The following is a 16,260-nucleotide window of genomic DNA, read 5'->3' as shown; positions in this document are numbered from 1 at the left end:
CTGGTGCCCGGCCCGCCGGCCGCGAGCGTCCGGGAGGCGGCATGAGCGCGCACCTGAGGCTCGTGGCGGACCTGCCCACCGAGGCGCAGGCGGCGATCCTGGCCGCCGGGTCGACGCTGCCGCACGTGGTCAGCGCGCAGGGCCTGACCGGCTGCGTCGAGGACGACGGCACCTGCGGCGGGAAGCTGTCCGGCCGCGGTCGCTGCCACAAGCACTACATGCGCTGGTGGCGGGCCAACCGCGACGCGAACCCGCCGAAGGCGCTGAGCCTGAAGCGGGCCACGCCGGAGCAGCGGTTCTGGGCCAAGGTCGAGCGGCGCGGCGACGACGAGTGCTGGCCGTGGAAGGGCAGCACCTGGAAGGGCGGGTACGGCGAGTTCTACGTCTCCCCGACCCGAGGCAAGGTGCCCGCCCAGGTGTTCGCCCGGGAGCTGACCACCGGTGAGGTCTGCCCGGAGCACCTGGAGGGCTGCCACACCTGCGACCAGCCGAGCTGCTGCAACCCGGCGCACGTGTACTTCGGCACCCACCAGCAGAACGTCAACGACATGGTCCGCCGCGACCGGATGCCCCGGGGCGAGGAGCGCGGCGGGTCGAAGTTGCTCACCGAGCAGGTCCTGGCGATCCGCTGGCGATTCCGCGGCGGCGACACCCAGGCCGCGCTGGCCGCCGAGTTCGGGGTCAGCGCCGGCTACATCAGCCAAATCGTCAACGGCCGCACCTGGCGGCACGTCGGCGGCCCGATCAAGACGCACGGCCGCCCCGGCCGGCGACCCATCAACAGGAAGGCGGCGGCCTGACATGGCTGGCGACACCAATCTGACCGTCATCGGCAACCTGACCGGTGACGTGGAGCTTCGCTTCACCCCCTCCGGGGCGGCGGTCGCGAAGTTCCGCGTCGCGTCGACGCCCCGGTTCATGGACAAGGCCAGCGGCGAGTGGAAGGACGGCGAGCCGCTGTTCCTCTCCTGCACCGTGTGGCGGCAGATGGCCGAGCACTGCGCGGAGTCCCTGCAGCGCGGCTCCCGGGTCATCGTCTCGGGCCGGCTGCGGCAGCGCTCGTACGAGACCAACGAGGGCGAGAAGCGCACCGTCATCGAGCTGGAGGTCGACGAGATCGGCCCGTCGCTGCGCTACGCCACGGCGAAGGTCCAGAAGATGACGCGCGGCGGCGGGGGCGGCGGCAGCGAGCGCGACCCGTGGTCGACCGGGGCGTCCGCGCCCGACGGCAGCGACCCGTGGGCCAACGCGAGCCCGCAGGGCCAGACCTTCGGCGGCAGCGGCACCACGGCCGACGAGCAGCCTCCGTTCTGATCCGCGCCTGATCGGCGGTCGCCCGCAGCCCCGCGCTGCGGGCGACCGCCCCACGAGCACCGGCACCGGCCGGTCGAGCACCACCCGTTCCATCCCCAACGGAAAGGACTCACCCGATGCGCTGCACGCGCCACAACGTCGCCCACTGCGGCAGGTCCACCGCCTGCATCCAGGAGCGCCGCGACCAGCAGTCGCGCGACGCCAGCCGGGCCGCGGCCAGCGGCTCGCTGGCCGACCCGACCAGCCTCACCCACCAGGCGGCCTACGGTGGCGCCTTCTACGGCACCCTCGACACCGCCGTCACCTCCACCCCGGCCGCGGACTGCGCGCCGTCGCCGGCCAACGACATCAACTCGCCGTCGAGCTACAGCAGCGACCCCGGCTCGTCGACGAGCTGCGGCGGTGACTGGTGAGCCGCTTCGCGAAGGTCAGCCTCGGGCTCGGCCTTCCGGCGCTGGGCCTGCTCCTGTGCGCCGGCGTCGCTCCGTACTACAGCACCATCGCGGTGTGGGAGCTGCGGTCGCTGATGCCACTGTTCGCCGTGATCGCGGTGATCGCGGTCGGACTGATCATCGGCACCGGCCTCGGCGCGCTGCGCAGCGAGGACACCGCCACGGGCCTGGCCGTCGTCGGCGTTCTCGCCGGCATCGGCCTGGGTGTGCTGTGGGCGGCGCACATCAACTACGACCAGGATCGGGCCTATCTGGCGGACACGAAGGTGGTCACCGATCCGCTGCCGCAGCTCGGCGCCCGCGCGCCGTACCAGGTGGGCCAGGCGCAGGCGCGGCCCAACCTGGGCGACACCGCCGGCAACATCGTGGACACCACGTACCTGCCCGGCCAGGACCGGTACGCCACGCTGGTCGAGCGGCGCGGGTGGCTGTCTGGCTACGAGGTCGCCTTCACCCAGCAGCTTCCGCTGCAGGGCCGCGGCAGCGCCGACCAGAAGTGCGCCTTCGACCGTGACCGCGCCGACGCCCGCCTCGGCGGCAACTTCAGCCACAACCTGGGTCGGCAGATCTCGAAGAAGCAGCGCTGGGTGCGGTTCAGCTCCACGGACGCCTACGCCTACTGCGACGGGGGCACCCCGATGGTGGCCGTGCCCCTGAAGCGACAGGTCGGTTTCCTGACCATCATCGAGAAGCCCGCCGGTGTCGCCCTCTACAACGGCAAGACCGGCGAGGTGTCCATCACCACGGACACGTCGAAGGTCCCCGGCCCGTCGTACCCGCTGAGCATCGCCGAGAAGCAGCGGGAGGCCACCGCCGGCATGGGCTCGTTCAGCGATTGGGTGTTCAATCGCGCCGGCTGGGAGGCCCCGGACGACGACGTCAACTCCGGCAACGATTCGGAGTTCACCCTCGACGCTGCCGGCCGTCCCGCGTACGTGACCCCGCTGACCGGCCGCGGCTCGGCAACCGCGATCTCCGTGGTCACCTCCGTGCCGGCCCGGCACTCCGGGCTCGCGCTGGCGCCGATGCGAGTGCACAAGCTCAACCCCGTGTGGGTGTCCCCGGGCGCGATCGTGGACAAGGTCAAGGCCGACTACCAGGACATCCCGAACTGGCAGTCGATCAAGGTGTACGAGGTCATCCCGACCGGCAGCAACTCGTGGGTGGCGACCCTCGGCACCGGCCAGAACATCCTCTACCGGGCCACCGGCACGGGGAACCTCAAGGGCGACAAGCCGACCTGCCTGCTGCGCGCCGATGGCAGCGTCTGGCGCTGCGGCACGCTCGCCGGCGTCGGCGGCAACGGCGTCGGCACGCAGTACGGCAGCAGCAACCCCGCCGCTCCACAGCCGGCGCCGTCGGGCGACCTTCGGTCGATGTCGGACGCGGAGTTCGCCCAGCTGCAGCGGCGGGTCGCCGAGGAGGCCGCGTGCCGCCTCGACAAGACCTGTCCGCGCGGCTGACCTTCCACCACTTCCGGCGCGGCCTGGCCACCACGGCAGGCCGCGCCACCCCCTCCCCAGAACGAGCAGCAAGGGCGCGACGATGACCGACCAGCAGACCCTCCCGCCGGTGAGCGACGATCACGCGGACACCGCTTCCGCGACCGCCCCGCTCCCGCCCCTGAGCTTGCGCCAGCGCCGCGTTCTGGCGGTCATCCGTGACCACGTGAGCATGCATGGCTTCCCGCCCTCTGTGCGCGAGATCGGCCAGGCCGTGGGCCTGGGCGTGTCCGCCGCGCACTACCAGCTGCGCCAGCTGGCCGAGAAGGGCTACATCCGCCGTGATCCGGTACGGGCCCGCGCGCTGGTGATCGTGGACCAGGACGAGGAGAAGCGCCACCAGCTGACGGTGATCGCTGGTGGCGCCTCGTGAACGAGCTGGCGTCAGAAGTTGAGCCTCGGGCCCCCCAGGGCCTCCAGCGTCTGCGCGTACCACTGGGTCGGCACCAGGTAGGCGACACCCGTGGCGTGGCGCAGCAGGAGGACGTGCTTGCCGTCGTCCTCGACCATCCGCACGGTGGCGGACCAGTTCGTGCGGGCGGATGCCACGGCAACGAGAGCGCGCAGCTTCATTGGCGGCTCGCCGACCTGCTGCACCGCGGCGGCGTACCACTCGGGCGGAAGGATGACGGCGGTCGCTGCGGCGTTGCGCAGCAGGATCTGGTGCTCGCCAGCGGTGACCCGCTCCACCGTGTCGGCCCACGAGTCGCGAGCCTCTCGGGCTCCCGTGATCCGAAGCGGGGGTGTGCTGGCCATGGCGGGATCGTACCCGGAGGTGCGCGACCCCCGGGTCAGCGTGGTGGCTCCCATCAGACTTCCTCGCCTCACGGTCGGAGTTGCGGTGGCAACCTTGACCCGTCTAGTGTACGTTCTATGCCATCGGCAAGCAACTCGAAGCCGGTCGGCAATTCATTGACCAGATCATACTTCGACCCTCCGACCAGCTGCACGTGAGTGGGCGGATCGGAGCGTGATGGCGAAGAAGAAAGAGGGGAGGGCGACGACGATGGTCAACGTACAGGCGTACGGCGAGGCGATCCGGATGGCGGACCTGCCCCACCCGAAGAAGGTCCTGCTGTTCACCCTGCTCTCCCTGGCCGACCCGGAGACGGGGCTGATCCCGGAGAAGCGCCAGCCCGGCTACACCAAGCTGGCGAAGTACGCGGGTCTCGGGCGCTCCACGACCATCCGGCTGATGCCGCAGCTCAAGGAGGACGGCTGGTTCAAGGTCTCCGTCCCCAACGTGCAGGCGTCATGGCAAGACAAGGAAACCAACAGCTACCTCCTGACCATCCCGGAGGCCCTGACTGGTCTCGGAGCGGGACTAGTCCCGGAGCGGGACCAGTCCCAGAGCGAGACCAGTTCGACTAGTCCCGGAGCGGGACTAGTCCCGGAGCGGGACGTTGAAATGCCCGATTCGAGGGCTGGACTGGTCCCGGAGCGGGACCGGACTAGTCCCGCAGCGGGACGCGCTTTTAAGAACCTCTCTACTTCTTCTTCTAGTAGTGGTTCTTCTTCTTCGTCGGCTTCGCCGCCGAAGCCCGACCCGAAGACGAAGATCGTCTCCGACGACGAGGCCGCGAAGCCCACCAGCAAGGCGTCGAAGACGGTCCGGGGGACCCGCATCCCTGACGACTTCTGGCCCGACGAGGACATGATCGCCTGGGCGAAGGAGCACACCCCGAAGGTTGGCAAGGTCGAGACCCACGCCTTCATCGACTACTTCAAGTCGGCGCCGGGGCAGAAGGGCGTCAAGGTCGACTGGGTGGCGACCTGGCGGGGCTGGATGCGCCGGGAGCAGAAGCGGATCCAGGAGCAGCTCGACCGCGAGGCGCGGTATGCCGCCGCCCGCGGCCAGGGTCCCGCCACCTCCCCGAAGGCCGTCCCGGCCGACGAGAAGTGCGACAAGCACCCCGGCAAGCGCAAGGACAACTGCGGACTGTGCCGCGCTGAGCGCGCCGGCCGCCGAGACAACGGGAGTACGAAGTGAGCGCCGCGACCGCGACCGACCTCAGCGAGGGGCTGGTCGGCGATCCTCAGTTCGATCGGACGCCGCCGAGTGACGTCGCCGCCGAGCAGGCCGTACTGGGCGCGATGATGCTCAGCGAGCACGCCGCTGACGACGTGATCGACATCCTGCAGCCGCGGGACTTCTACCGGCCGGTGCACGGCACGCTGTTCGAGCTGATGGTCAGCCGCCTCGGCCGCAACCTGCCGATCGACCCGATCGCCATGGCCGACACCCTGGACCGGTCCGGGGACCTGCAGCGCCTCGGCGGCGCGCCGTACCTGCACACGCTGGTCGCGACTCCGCCCACGGCGGCGAACGGCGCGTACTACGCCCGGATCGTCGCCGAGCGGGCGGTGCTGCGCCGCATGGTCGAGGCGGGCACCCGGATCGTCCAGCTCGGGTACGGCCAGGGCGACGATTCGTCCCGCGACGTCGAGGACATCGTCGACCTGGCCCAGCGGACCATCCACGAGGCGACCGCCGCCAACCAGCAGTCGACCGTGGCCGCCGTGGGTGACCTCGTGGACGACGAGCTGGCCCACCTGCGGGCGCTCGCCGAGGGCCGCGTGCCGAAGGGCATCTCCTCGGGCCTGGGGGCGCTCGACAAGCTCCTCGGCGGGTTCCGGCCCGGACAGCTCGTCATCCCGGCCGGGCGGCCCGGCATGGGCAAGAGCATCGCCGCGCTCGGGTTCGCGAAGGCCGCCGCCCAGCGGGGGTACCCGTCGATCATCTTCTCGCTGGAGATGAGCAAGCGGGAGCTGATGTGGCGGCTGCTCTCCGACGTCGGCGAGATCAACTCCCACCTGTTCCTCAGCGGCAACCTGAGCGAGCGAGACCTGGCTCGGGCCGAGGCGGCGTCGAGGGAGATCGCCAGCTGGCCGCTGCACGTCGTCGACGACTGCCACACCGTCGCGCAGATCCGGTCGATCTCGCGCCGGTTCCACCAGCGCTACGGCAGCATCGGCGTCCTCGCCGTCGACTACCTGCAGCGGCTGCGCGAGACCAAGGCGTACGACCGCCGCGACCTGGCCGTGGGCGCCAACGCCCGCGACCTGAAGTTCCTGGCCCAGGAGCTGCAGTGCACCGTCATCGCGCCCGCGCAGATCAACCGAGGCAACGAGGGGCGGACCGACAAGCGCCCCCAGCTGTCCGACCTTCGCGACTCGGGCGAAATCGAGCAGGAGGCCGACATCGTCATCCTGCTGCACCGCGAGGACTACTACGACCAGGAGTCCCCGCGCGCCGGCGAAGCGGACATGATCATCGCGAAGCATCGAGGCGGACCCACCGACACCGTCGCCGTCGCCGCCCCCCTGCACTACTCGCGGTTCGTCGACTTCGGATTCGACGACGACGAGTCCCTGTACTGACCCCGTCCGGGGCCGCGCCGCACGCGGTCTCGCGCATCCCCTGCGAAAGGACCTGAACATGAGCACGCTCGCCAGCAAGGCCGGCGTCAGCACCGGCTGGCCGAACCTCGACGACCTGATCGGCCCCCTGGCGCCCGGGACGGTGACCACCGTGGCCGGCCCGCCCGGGGCGGGCGTCACCACCGTCCTGCTCAACGTGGCTCGCCATGTCGCCATGGATCAGGGCGGGGTCGTGGCGATGAGCGCCCCGGGCGAGACCGTCGAGGCGATCCGCGACCGGATCGTTGCCGCCGGCTCCGGCGTGCCCCTCGGTCACCGCGGCGCCGACGATGAGCTGTACGCCGCCAGGCTCGCCTACCTGCGTCGAACCGCTCACGCTCCGCTGTACCTGGACGCGAGCGCCGGCAGGAGTGTCGACCAGGTCATCCGCCCGATGCTGCGCCACGCCGCGGTCCAGCACGGTGGCGTCGACCTGCTCATCGTCGACGACCCGAACCTGCTGGAGGTCGCCCCCGGCGTCCCGTTCGACCGGCTGATGAGCCAGGTGTACCGGGACCTGAGTGAGATGAGCCGCGAGTTCGAGGTCCCGGTGCTGGTCGGGGGCGACGTCAGCCGACCCGCCCGCAGCGGCGCGCGGCCCACGCTCGGCGAGATGCGCGAGCAGGCGGCGGCGGCGCTGTCGGACACGGTGATCCTGGTGCACCGCGACGAGACCCACCGGTCGGCGGCTGCGGAGCGCGTCGAGCTGACCGTGGCCAAGGCGCGCCGCGCACCGCTGGGTGCCGTCAGCCTCACCGCCGAGTTCGCGCTGGCCCGACTGGTCGGCGGCGCCCGATGAGCGCCCCGGTGAGCGTCGAGGTCGAGTCGCCCTGCGGCTACACCCACGCCGACCACCTCGCCGAGTGGAAGTCCTGGAAGGACGACTGCGTGGGGGAGAACGGCTGCGGCTTCGGGATCATCGACGTCGACCAGTGCTGGCGCGGCCACCCTGACGACGGGGTGACGGCGTGCGGCGGGTGCGGCCACGGCGCGGTCTCCGGCGAGGGTGCGCTCACCCGCGACGAGCTGGCGGCGCGCTGGCGGCAGCGCCGCGCTGAGTGGCTGCGCGAGGCGATCGAGGACATGGCGACGCTCTACGGCGAGGCCCGGTGGATCGTGGGCTGCACCAGCGACCACCGCAAGGAGCGCGCTCGCCGCGCTGCGAACCGGCGGCAGGCCGCCCTGGAGCGCCTGACGCAGTGGCTGACCGACATGGTCATCAATCCCGGCAACTACCCGCCGAAGCCAGCGGGGCCCCACCAGTGACGACCATCCCGTTGAGGAGCATCACCGTGCAGACCGACACCCAGACCGCCCGGGCGGTCGCGCAGCCGAGCCTCGCCGAGCTGATCCGCGACATGGTGCCCGACCACACCGCGATCGTGCGCAAGGCGCCCGCGCTGGACGACTCGTGGACCTGGTCCACGCCGCAGGGCCTGTGGGCCATCTACCACGGCTCGCAGACCGCCAGCGACCGCGGCCCGTACGACGTGGTCCTGTCCGGCCCGGGCGGGCACTGGACGATCCGCGGTGTCGACCAGGCCGACGCGGCCCGTCAGCTGCGCGCCGTGCTCGACGCCTTCGGCGCGCTGCGCGCCACCCTCCCCGCCGCTGCGTAGCGGCCCCTGAACTCCCGCGCCGTGCGGGACGAGATACACCAGCTCAACCCAAGGAGAACGAGTCAAGTGACTGCCACCCACGTCGACGGCCGGGCCGTCATCATGGACGTCCCGATGCGCGCCCGGGTCAACAACCGCGGCACCGGGGAGCCCCTGTACCTGGTGCAGAGCCGCGAGCTGCTGGTCGAGGCCGGCAATGGGCGGCCGGAGGAGACCTACTACGGCTGCTTGCACTGCACCTACACCAGCCTGAACCCGATGTCGATCCGGCCGCACCTGGGCAACTGCAAGGTCAAGAAGGCCAAGGAGCAGGACGCCAAGGACCGGGCCACCAAGGGCCGCGGCGCCGGCCGGAGCGGCGGCGCGACCCTCGCCGACGTCGTGGCCGACACCCAGCGCCCGGTGATCAGGGAGGTCACCCAGGGGCACTGGGCCGAGGCCGCGAAGCGCGGTAGCGCCCCGGCCGCCGTGTCGGCGAAGAAGTCGCTGATGCCGACCATCACCGTGGAGGGCATCCTGCGGCGCCTGGAGGAGCTGCAGGGCGAGAACGAGAAGCTGCGGGCCGAGAGCCGGCAGCTGAAGGCGCGCACCGCCAAGCTGGAGGGTCAGCTGACCGACGTGCGCAACGAGCGCAACGTCTACCTCGGCGAGATCAACCGGTTCCGCAAGATGCTCGGCCAGGAGCCGCTCAAGGCCGGCGCCGCCCTGAACTGACCCTGGGGGAGCCCGGCCGCCCCGAGCGCGCCGGGCTCCCTCGCGCCCCCGGAGAGGACCCCGATGACCGACAAGCTCTACCCCAAATTCGAGGTGCGCCGCACCGACGGCCGCGACGGGCCGGGCGGCGACAAGGCCGGCGCCCGGTACTTCGTGCTCGACTACGTCAACGACCCCAAGGCCCGGGTCGCCCTGGCCGCGTACGCCGACGCGGTCGCCGACGAGGAGCCCGGCCTGGCAGCCGACCTGCGCGCCCTTGTCGCGGACGTCGTCGTGCTGAGTCGGCGCTGCATCGCCGGCCGCGAGGCCATCAAGACCCTGCTGGCCCAGGTGGCTGATCGCGGGCTCGCCGAGGCCCGCGCCGGCGCCGGCGGTGGCTTCGTCGCCTGGCACGTCCTGGTCGAGGCGCTGCACGTCGGTGAGGGCCACGCCGGCCCAGGCTACGACTGCCAGGAGTGCCTCAACGAGGCGACCGTCCAGCTGGGTCGAGCGAACCTGCCGTGATTGCACGGCGCGCGACGGGTATCAATCCGCTGCGCGCCGTGGTTCACCATGGGTGACGAAGGCCGCAGGGGCCGGCAGGGGACGGGAGGGCGCAGGTGACCACCACCGAGCAGAGCACGAGGCGTCGGCTTTCTCGACTGATCCCGCCCCGGGCGGACCTGGAGTCCGTCGAGGATGCCCAGCGCGCCGCCCGGCGGGCGAAGTGGACCTCCTTCGTCATCGCCGCCCTGGCCCTGGTCGCCGGCGCCTTCCGCTGGTACGCCGTCTACGCGGTGGGCCTGCTGTTCGCACTGATCGCCTTCGGCCGCATGGACTGGTACCGCGGCTGGGTCAAGGGGTACGAGGCTCGCCGCGACCAGCACCGCCAGGAGCTGAACCTGTAGCTGTTCAGCGCCGAAGCACCGCTGTTCAGTACGGTTGACCAGGGCGAGGGTGGTCGACATAATCCCCCGGTGACCTCTCAGCCTCCTCACCTGCCGCCTTACGGCCCGCAGCCCTCCATGCCCGGCTCGCCGATCCCGCCCCAGCCGCCCGTGGCCCCGAAGCGCAAGCTCGGCACGTGGGCCATCGTCGGCATCGTCGTCGGCGCCGTCGTCCTCCTGTGCTGCGGCGTGAGCGCCATCGGCGCGATCGTCGGCGGCGGCAGCGAACCGAACCCCGCGCCGAGCGCGTCCAAGCAGGCCGCCGTGGCTCCGGCCGTCGCGGCGACCACCGCCTCGGCCGCGCCGACCACGGCTGCGCCGAGCGCCGCGCCGACCACCTCCGAGCCCGCGCCGCCGCCCGCGCCCACGACCGTGACCATGCCGAACCTGGTCGGCATGAACGCCGCGGTCGCCGAGGAGAAGCTCAAGCAGCTCGGCATCACCAACGTGAGGTTCGGCAGCCAGGACGAGCTGGACACGTGGGTGGTCCTGCCGGAGAACTGGACCGTGACCAAGCAGTCGGCGAAGAAGGGCAGCAAGGTCGACGTCGACGAGCTGATCGTGCTCACCTGCACCAAGCAGCGCTGAGTCTCGCCGCGCGAGCCGGCCGGTCCCAAGCGGGGCGGCCGGCTTCGCTGTCTGCGGGGGTCATTCGTCGTTGCCGCATCCTGCGCGGTGTCGTACCTTCCCGCCCGTGAAGACCATCGCCTGACGGGCGCTCCCCTGCTGAGCCGGGAGATGGGCACGCCCCCCGCTACCCGCGTACCGGCACCCCTCGACCTCGGAGGTGATCGACGTGTCATCCAGGCGTTAGTCCCGCGCAGGGTGCGCGGGCGGCCGAAGGGCAGGTCGTCATGGCCCGTACCGATGTCCACCGACCCTACTGGGTCCAGGAGCACGACCCGTACTGCCGCCACGAGTTCCGGGTGCAGCACAACCACTGGCTCCTCGATGAGTGGGACCCCGAGCTGAAGCGGCACCTCGTCAAGCTCTCCGTCCCCTGCGACCTGCACCTGCGCGACGACGAGGCCCGGATCTGGACCCGCTGCTCGCCGACGTTCGTCGGCACCCGCGGCTGCTGCCGGCTCTGCGCCGGGCGGCCCACGCGGCGGCGCAAGCGGCGACAGGAGCGCCACGGCTGGCGGGCGATGCGCCACCAGCTGCTCGCCGCGCAGCGCGGCGGCCACCACGACCTCGATGTCCCTCCGATTCGCGCAAAGGCCTGGTAGAGCACCGTGGCGGACAAGCACACGATCATCCACCTGATCGAGCACGACGACGGCGGCATGACCACGAAGCGCTGGCCGCTGGAGGCCGAGCGCGCCCACCTGACCGTCGACCTCCTCGGCCAGCCGGCGACGACCGCCTTCATGGCCGCCGAGGATCGGCGACGGTTGAGCCCGCTCGCCGCCCGAGCCTCGATCGTGGTCGACCATCGGCAAGGGGAGGCGGCGTGAAGCAGAAGCTGAACAGCGGCGACGAGCAGGACGCCATCGAGCACCGGCGGACCTACCCCTTCCTGCGGCGCGCCGGCGTCACTTCGCGGATCAAGCGAGGGCTGCGCCGGCGGGCTCGCCGCGAGGGCAAGCGCCTGACCGCCCAGGAGGAGTAACCATGTGCCGATACAGCATGTTCTCCCAGGTCAAGACGCACTTCGGCTGCGTGGCCTGCCGGCGCAGCGCCAAGCACCCGCAGCAGGCCGCGCCGCGCTGCCCGGACTGCCGGCAGCCGATGGTCGAGCTGGGCCGTGACTTCCACGCTCCCCGGCGGGGCAACCGCGCGCAGTGGCGCAAGATCGCCATGCTCGTCGAGGCTGGCCGCCGGGCGGTCGACCCGCGCTACCGCCACGATGGACCGCTGTTCGACTCGTGCGGCTGCGGCGGGCCCGGGCCGCGGCCGGCCACCCTGGCCGACGCCAAGACCCTGCTGCGCCGGCGCCGCTCGGACTGCCGCGCGCCGGCCGTGGCCCGCGTCCAGATCCCCCGAGGTCGCAGGTGGAGATGACCGACGCGGCGCTGCGCCGGCAGATCCAGCAGATCCCCGGAGGGGACGGCTGGTGGCGGACCTCCGGCGAGGACGCCTACCTGGACCTGGCGGTTCGGCTGCGCGAGCACGGCGTGCCGCCCGACGTGGCGCTGGACGTGCTCCGCGGCGCGTTCCACGCCGCCGCAGCCGAGTACGGGGACTGACGAGCTGGGGATCGACGCCTGCGGGTGCCGGTCCCCAAACTTTCTGTCACCTAAATCGGCGCTCCCCCTTGTGTGCCTAATGGCAACGTGCCAGATTGATGGTTGCCGGTGTGCACGGTGCCGGCGCAGGAAATGCACCGAGCAGCACGCCCACAGACAGGGTGCGGGCACCCGACTCCGGTCGGTCCCCCCAGGCGGTCCGGATGGCCCCGCACCCCCTTGCTGGGCGTGGGTGTCGCCTTCCCCCGTGGGGGACGCCCACGCCCGCTGGCCGGGCGCGGCGGTAGGAGCCGAAGGGGCCCTGCTGTCGGGCCCGTCATCCGGGTCGCGGCGGCGGGGAGAGGGGGTCTCCTCGCCGCCGCGCCCCTCCCGGCCCACCCAACTTGGGAGCGTGAGGATGATGCGACGACCCTGGCCCGTACGTAGGTGGCGACTGTGGAGGCTCCGCCGGGAGATGACGGCGATGGACGCCGGCCCTCTCGGTATGCGCCGGGCCGTGGGGCGAGCGCCGGCCCCCGCGCACCCTCCGGCCGAGGCTCACCCGCAGGCCGACCCGCAGCCCACCTTCGGCCAGCAGATGCTCTACCGAGTGCCGGGCGCCCAGTCGTGAGCGTCCTGACAGCCGAGGCGCTGCGCTCCAACAGCGTCGTCGCCGTGCACCGCCGGCCCGAAGGTGCGCCGTGGATCCCGTGCTGCGACCGCTGCACCGAAGAGGGATGCCCCGCGCTCGACGAGGCCCTGGCCCACCTGCGCGACGTCGCTCGCCGGCCGCTCGTCAGCGGCGCGGCGTTCCACGGCAGGCGCTGAGATGGACGCCCCAGTCCGCCGTCGGGACCTCGGCTGGATGGTCACGGTCGCCAAGCGTAGGGCGGCCAAGCACCGGCCGCAGGGTGAGGACCGGCGGTGCGGCGAATGCGGGCTCGTCGACTGCGAGCCGCTGCAGACCGCGCTGCGCTTCCTCGAACGACATGCCGCTCCGGCCGAGCCGATCATCCGGCCGCCGGCGTAGCGGCGCTACTCGTCAGGGGTGCCCTGGGACCTGGTCCTGGGGCGCCCCTTCTTTTCTGGCGGCCAGTGGTCACGGAGCAGCGCGAGCGCCCGCTCGGGATCCGCAACCAGCGCGTGCAGGAATGCCACCACGGCCTGCGACAGGACCTTGCCCTCCGGCAGCGCGCGACGCGCCGCGTCCTGCAGCTCCCTCGGCGCGCGGGCGGGCACGCGCGGATCTACGTGCCGGTCCGGCTCCGGGGTCTTGTCTGCCACCCGATCAGTCTGCCATGTGGGGTCCCACTTTTGGGAAGCCTCGCGTACGATATGTGGGTGCCCACTTCTTCGACTGCCGGCGTGGTGATCCGCTCGGCCGGCAAACTGATCGTCTTCCGGGGCCTGCCCGCCTCGGGCAAGACCACCGAGGCCCTGCGACTGCGGTCGAAGCTGCTGCAGGACGGCGTCGTCGCCGCCCGGATCAGCCGCGACGGCCTGCGCGACCTCCTGCACGGCGACCGCTCGCAGGAGCGCGAGCAGGAGGATCAGGTCTCCATCGCCGGACACGCCGCCGTCGAGGGGCTGCTGGCCGCCGGCAGGACCGTCATCGTCGACGACACCAACCTGTCCGCCGAGGCGACCAGGGTCTGGGTCGCGATGATCGCGCGCACCGGCGCCGAGCTGGCCGTCAATGACGAGTGCCTCGCCGTGTCGGTGGAGGAGTGCATCCAGCGCGACAATCTGCGCCGCATCGCCGGCCACCCGTGGGTCGGCGAGGATGCCATCCGCGGCATGCACGAGCGCTACCTCGTCCAGCGCAAGGGCAAGCTGGCGCTGCCGAAGCTGGTCTCGATGCCGCCCGCTCAGCCGTACGTGCCGAAGCCCGGCGCGCCGGACATCGTCATGGTCGACATCGACGGCACGGTGGCACTGCGCGGCGACCGCTCGCCGTTCGACATGACCCGGGTGTCCGAGGACCTGCCCAACCCGGGGGTGATCGCCGCCGTCCGGGCGATGTACGCCGCCGGCTTCCCGATCGTCTTCTGCTCCGGCCGGGACGAGACCGCCCGGGCCGACACGACCGCCTGGCTCACCAAGCACGTCGGCGTGCCGTCCCTGGGCCTCTACATGCGCGCCAAGGGCGACGGCCGCACCGACGCCGAGGTCAAGCGGGAGATCTTCGACCGCGAGATCCGCGACCGCTGCACCGTCGTCGGGGTCTTCGACGACCGGGAGCAGGTCGTGCGGATGTGGAGGTCGCTCGGGCTCACCGTCTTTCAGGTCGATGAAGGGAAGTTTTGATGCCTTTCTGGGGCAAGGTTCTCGTCTTCGCCTCCCTGCCGCTCGGCGCGGTGGCCACCTACGCGCTGCTCGCGGTGAGGTGCAGCCCGCTCGGCGCCCGGAACTACCGCGAGCAGGGGAGCTGACGATGGCGTACCTGCTGCACCAGCTGATCGGCGAGGCCAACGAGGGGGTCTGGGTGCACTACGCCTCCGGCCACTTCACCCGGGAGCGCGCCATGGCCGGCCTGCAGGCCAACGGCCTGTCCGAGGTCGACGCGGCCACGCTGCTCGACCAGCCCGTGCCCGCCGAGAAGTTCGACGAGTGGAAGACCTGGCCGCGCCCCGCGGCCGAGCAGAAGGAGGCGGCGTGAGCACCACGACCACCCACCTGCGTCAGCGACTGGAGAGCGTCACCGGGCAGCTCGCCGGCGTGGAGGCCGGCCTCAGCGTCTTCGGCGAGGGCTCCCTGCCCGCCACGATCCGCAGGATCGTCACCGAGCTGCGCGACATCACCAGCGAGATGGAGGTCGCCGAGACCTCTGGAGGGAAGTGACATGGCCGAGAAGAATCTGCCCGCTGTCCGCGTCGGGCAGATCTGGGCCGACAACGACAAGCGCAGCGAGGGTCGCCTGGTCAAGGTGACGGCGGTCGACAGCACCCACGCTGACGTCATCGCCGTGGACGCCCACGGCGAGCCGTCGCCCTCGATCCTGAGGGCGCGCCGCACCCGGATCCGCCTGAACCGGTTCCGCCCGACGAGCACCGGCTACCGCCTCGTGCGAGACGTGGAGGGCTGACGTGCACGTCCTGCTCTCCGGCATCGTCGGGTCGACCGCCTACGGGCTGGCCCACCGCGGCTCCGACGTTGACCGGCTTGGGGTTTTCGCCGCGCCCACCGTCGAGTTCCACGGGCTGCATCAGCCCAAGGAGTCAGTCGTCACGACGAACCCTGACTTCACGCTGCATGAGGCGAGAAAGCTCTGCAAGCTCGCGCTCGGCTGCAATCCAACCGCGATGGAGCTGATGTGGCTGCCCGAGCGCCTCTATGAGGTCAGAACCCCGCTCGGCGACGAGCTGATCGAGCTGCGCTCCACGCTGCTCGGCTCCGAGCTGGTGCGCCGCGCCTACCTCGGCTACGCCACCAAGCAGTTCCAGAAGCTGAACGACCGCGGCGACGGTTCGTTCTCCTCCGACCTCCGGAAGCGCACGGCGAAGCACGCCAGGCATCTCGCCCGGCTCATCGCCCAGGGTGTCGAGCTGTACCGCACTGGCAGCCTGCGCATCGAGCTGGACGACCCGGACTGGTACCGCAACTTCGGCGAGCAGGTCGCCGCGGGCAACGCCGGCATCGCCCTGGAGCTGCTGGCCGGCGCCGAGCGTGCCCTCTACAACATGACGTCGCCCCTGCCGGCGCACCCGGACCCCGCGCCGATCGAGGCGTGGCTGCGCCGCGTGCGCCTGGCTCACCTGGAGACTGCCTGATGACTGCCGCCGACGTGGCCGCCATGGCCATTTGCCGGTTCCCGTTCGACAACTACGGCCTGGACGAGGTCGACAGCCTGCTGCATGACAGCCCGGACACCCAGGAGTGGGTTGCCGACCTCGCCGGCCGGGTCGTCGACGCCCTGGTGGAGCACGGCTTCCGGGACGCCCGCATCGTGGAGCGCCCCGGGTCGCCGTTGTGCGACTGCCGCCCTGACCTCAACGCCCCGGTCAACCCCACCACCCGCCTGCACGTTGACCACCACTGCGACTGCGCCGCCGTCGAGACCGCCGCACTGCTGCTCGGCGCCTTCTCGCGCACCGCGCACGCCCAGCAGTGCGTGTGCGGTGCCTCCGCTTGACCGCTTCCGTGGG

Annotated in this window: 30 protein-coding genes; 28 read left to right on the top strand and 2 right to left on the bottom strand. The window is 71.6% G+C overall.

Features of this window, described 5'->3' with window-relative positions; translation table 11 throughout:
* Positions 1–41: 41 nt before the first annotated feature.
* From HUW36_RS01880 to HUW36_RS01860, 5 genes are all read left to right on the top strand, one after another.
* Complete coding sequence (locus HUW36_RS01880; RefSeq protein ID WP_174526456.1) at positions 42–800, top strand: helix-turn-helix domain-containing protein; 759 nt, start codon at positions 42–44, stop codon at positions 798–800.
* A gap of 1 nt (position 801) precedes the next feature.
* On the top strand, positions 802–1,314 hold the full coding sequence (locus HUW36_RS01875) for a single-stranded DNA-binding protein (RefSeq protein WP_174526455.1): 513 nt from the start codon (positions 802–804) through the stop codon (positions 1,312–1,314).
* A 116-nt stretch (positions 1,315–1,430) separates the two neighbouring features.
* Entirely contained in the window at positions 1,431–1,727 is a 297-nt protein-coding gene (locus HUW36_RS01870; protein WP_174526454.1) for a hypothetical protein, read from the top strand.
* Complete coding sequence (locus HUW36_RS01865; protein WP_217428749.1) at positions 1,724–3,229, top strand: hypothetical protein; 1,506 nt, start codon at positions 1,724–1,726, stop codon at positions 3,227–3,229. The genes HUW36_RS01870 and HUW36_RS01865 overlap by 4 nt, the downstream gene beginning before the upstream one ends.
* Before the next feature lie 82 nt (positions 3,230–3,311).
* Positions 3,312–3,641: a LexA family protein gene (locus tag HUW36_RS01860; RefSeq protein WP_174526453.1), complete on the top strand. Its 330-nt coding sequence runs from the start codon at positions 3,312–3,314 to the stop codon at positions 3,639–3,641.
* An 11-nt stretch (positions 3,642–3,652) separates the two neighbouring features.
* On the opposite strand, the gene HUW36_RS01855 is transcribed toward HUW36_RS01860, so the two are convergent.
* Positions 3,653–4,024, bottom strand: coding sequence for a type II toxin-antitoxin system Phd/YefM family antitoxin (locus HUW36_RS01855; RefSeq protein ID WP_174526452.1), 372 nt, complete (start codon positions 4,022–4,024; stop codon positions 3,653–3,655).
* Positions 4,025–4,274: 250 nt separating this feature from the next.
* On the opposite strand from HUW36_RS01855, the gene HUW36_RS01850 reads away from it, so the two are divergent.
* From HUW36_RS01850 to HUW36_RS01775, 16 genes are all read left to right on the top strand, one after another.
* Positions 4,275–5,258 (top strand): hypothetical protein, encoded by a 984-nt coding sequence (locus tag HUW36_RS01850; protein ID WP_174526451.1) that lies wholly within the window; start codon positions 4,275–4,277, stop codon positions 5,256–5,258.
* Positions 5,255–6,649 carry a replicative DNA helicase gene (gene dnaB / locus HUW36_RS01845; RefSeq protein WP_246247787.1) on the top strand — a complete coding sequence of 465 codons (1,395 nt, stop codon included), beginning with the start codon at positions 5,255–5,257 and terminating at the stop codon, positions 6,647–6,649. The genes HUW36_RS01850 and dnaB overlap by 4 nt, the downstream gene beginning before the upstream one ends.
* 58 nt (positions 6,650–6,707) lie before the next feature.
* Entirely contained in the window at positions 6,708–7,487 is a 780-nt protein-coding gene (locus tag HUW36_RS01840) for a DnaB-like helicase C-terminal domain-containing protein (protein WP_174526450.1), read from the top strand.
* Positions 7,488–7,495: 8 nt separating this feature from the next.
* Complete coding sequence (locus HUW36_RS01835) at positions 7,496–7,954, top strand: hypothetical protein (protein ID WP_174526449.1); 459 nt, start codon at positions 7,496–7,498, stop codon at positions 7,952–7,954.
* A gap of 26 nt (positions 7,955–7,980) precedes the next feature.
* The gene (locus HUW36_RS01830) at positions 7,981–8,307 is read left to right on the top strand and encodes a hypothetical protein (protein WP_174526448.1); all 327 of its coding nucleotides are present in this window, start codon (positions 7,981–7,983) and stop codon (positions 8,305–8,307) included.
* Between the two features lie 66 nt (positions 8,308–8,373).
* Positions 8,374–9,021, top strand: coding sequence for a cell division protein ZapB (locus tag HUW36_RS01825; RefSeq protein WP_174526447.1), 648 nt, complete (start codon positions 8,374–8,376; stop codon positions 9,019–9,021).
* 63 nt (positions 9,022–9,084) lie between these two features.
* Positions 9,085–9,525 (top strand): hypothetical protein, encoded by a 441-nt coding sequence (locus HUW36_RS34015; RefSeq protein ID WP_217428748.1) that lies wholly within the window; start codon positions 9,085–9,087, stop codon positions 9,523–9,525.
* 95 nt (positions 9,526–9,620) lie between these two features.
* Complete coding sequence (locus HUW36_RS01815) at positions 9,621–9,908, top strand: hypothetical protein (protein ID WP_174526446.1); 288 nt, start codon at positions 9,621–9,623, stop codon at positions 9,906–9,908.
* 69 nt (positions 9,909–9,977) lie between these two features.
* Positions 9,978–10,535: a PASTA domain-containing protein gene (locus HUW36_RS01810; protein ID WP_174526445.1), complete on the top strand. Its 558-nt coding sequence runs from the start codon at positions 9,978–9,980 to the stop codon at positions 10,533–10,535.
* Between the two features lie 266 nt (positions 10,536–10,801).
* The gene (locus HUW36_RS01805; RefSeq protein WP_174526444.1) at positions 10,802–11,176 is read left to right on the top strand and encodes a hypothetical protein; all 375 of its coding nucleotides are present in this window, start codon (positions 10,802–10,804) and stop codon (positions 11,174–11,176) included.
* A 6-nt stretch (positions 11,177–11,182) separates the two neighbouring features.
* Complete coding sequence (locus tag HUW36_RS01800; RefSeq protein ID WP_174526443.1) at positions 11,183–11,404, top strand: hypothetical protein; 222 nt, start codon at positions 11,183–11,185, stop codon at positions 11,402–11,404.
* Positions 11,401–11,559: a hypothetical protein gene (locus HUW36_RS01795; RefSeq protein WP_174526442.1), complete on the top strand. Its 159-nt coding sequence runs from the start codon at positions 11,401–11,403 to the stop codon at positions 11,557–11,559. The genes HUW36_RS01800 and HUW36_RS01795 overlap by 4 nt, the downstream gene beginning before the upstream one ends.
* Positions 11,560–11,561: 2 nt before the next feature.
* Positions 11,562–11,951 carry a hypothetical protein gene (locus tag HUW36_RS01790; protein ID WP_174526441.1) on the top strand — a complete coding sequence of 130 codons (390 nt, stop codon included), beginning with the start codon at positions 11,562–11,564 and terminating at the stop codon, positions 11,949–11,951.
* Positions 11,942–12,136: a hypothetical protein gene (locus HUW36_RS01785; protein WP_174526440.1), complete on the top strand. Its 195-nt coding sequence runs from the start codon at positions 11,942–11,944 to the stop codon at positions 12,134–12,136. The genes HUW36_RS01790 and HUW36_RS01785 overlap by 10 nt, the downstream gene beginning before the upstream one ends.
* Positions 12,137–12,742: 606 nt before the next feature.
* Positions 12,743–12,943 carry a hypothetical protein gene (locus HUW36_RS01780; protein ID WP_174526439.1) on the top strand — a complete coding sequence of 67 codons (201 nt, stop codon included), beginning with the start codon at positions 12,743–12,745 and terminating at the stop codon, positions 12,941–12,943.
* A gap of 1 nt (position 12,944) precedes the next feature.
* A complete protein-coding gene (locus tag HUW36_RS01775) occupies positions 12,945–13,145 on the top strand; it encodes a hypothetical protein (protein WP_174526438.1) in 201 nt (66 codons plus the stop codon).
* Positions 13,146–13,150: 5 nt separating this feature from the next.
* On the opposite strand, the gene HUW36_RS01770 is transcribed toward HUW36_RS01775, so the two are convergent.
* Positions 13,151–13,399 carry a hypothetical protein gene (locus tag HUW36_RS01770; RefSeq protein ID WP_174526393.1) on the bottom strand — a complete coding sequence of 83 codons (249 nt, stop codon included), beginning with the start codon at positions 13,397–13,399 and terminating at the stop codon, positions 13,151–13,153.
* A 57-nt stretch (positions 13,400–13,456) separates the two neighbouring features.
* Between HUW36_RS01770 and HUW36_RS01765 the strand changes: the two genes are divergently transcribed.
* The 7 genes from HUW36_RS01765 to HUW36_RS01740 are packed head-to-tail and all read left to right on the top strand — an operon-like array spanning position 13,457 to position 16,247.
* Positions 13,457–14,422, top strand: a complete 966-nt coding sequence (locus tag HUW36_RS01765; protein WP_246247785.1) for a phosphatase domain-containing protein — start codon at positions 13,457–13,459, stop codon at positions 14,420–14,422.
* Positions 14,422–14,547 carry a hypothetical protein gene (locus tag HUW36_RS34830; protein ID WP_281357488.1) on the top strand — a complete coding sequence of 42 codons (126 nt, stop codon included), beginning with the start codon at positions 14,422–14,424 and terminating at the stop codon, positions 14,545–14,547. Before HUW36_RS01765 ends, HUW36_RS34830 begins: the two co-directional genes overlap by 1 nt.
* Positions 14,548–14,549: 2 nt before the next feature.
* The gene (locus tag HUW36_RS01760; protein ID WP_174526437.1) at positions 14,550–14,774 is read left to right on the top strand and encodes a hypothetical protein; all 225 of its coding nucleotides are present in this window, start codon (positions 14,550–14,552) and stop codon (positions 14,772–14,774) included.
* Positions 14,771–14,956 (top strand): hypothetical protein, encoded by a 186-nt coding sequence (locus HUW36_RS01755; protein WP_174526436.1) that lies wholly within the window; start codon positions 14,771–14,773, stop codon positions 14,954–14,956. Before HUW36_RS01760 ends, HUW36_RS01755 begins: the two co-directional genes overlap by 4 nt.
* A gap of 1 nt (position 14,957) precedes the next feature.
* Entirely contained in the window at positions 14,958–15,200 is a 243-nt protein-coding gene (locus HUW36_RS01750; protein WP_174526435.1) for a DUF6354 family protein, read from the top strand.
* A 1-nt stretch (position 15,201) separates the two neighbouring features.
* On the top strand, positions 15,202–15,885 hold the full coding sequence (locus HUW36_RS01745; RefSeq protein WP_174526434.1) for a nucleotidyltransferase domain-containing protein: 684 nt from the start codon (positions 15,202–15,204) through the stop codon (positions 15,883–15,885).
* On the top strand, positions 15,885–16,247 hold the full coding sequence (locus HUW36_RS01740) for a hypothetical protein (protein WP_174526433.1): 363 nt from the start codon (positions 15,885–15,887) through the stop codon (positions 16,245–16,247). The genes HUW36_RS01745 and HUW36_RS01740 overlap by 1 nt, the downstream gene beginning before the upstream one ends.
* The last annotated feature ends 13 nt before the right edge of the window (positions 16,248–16,260 follow it).

Origin of the sequence: Micromonospora maritima, from assembly GCF_902825405.1 — a bacterium.
In the GTDB taxonomy this organism is placed as follows: Bacteria; Actinomycetota; Actinomycetes; order Mycobacteriales; family Micromonosporaceae; genus Micromonospora; species Micromonospora maritima.
This window is presented reverse-complemented; position numbering and strand designations above follow the sequence as displayed.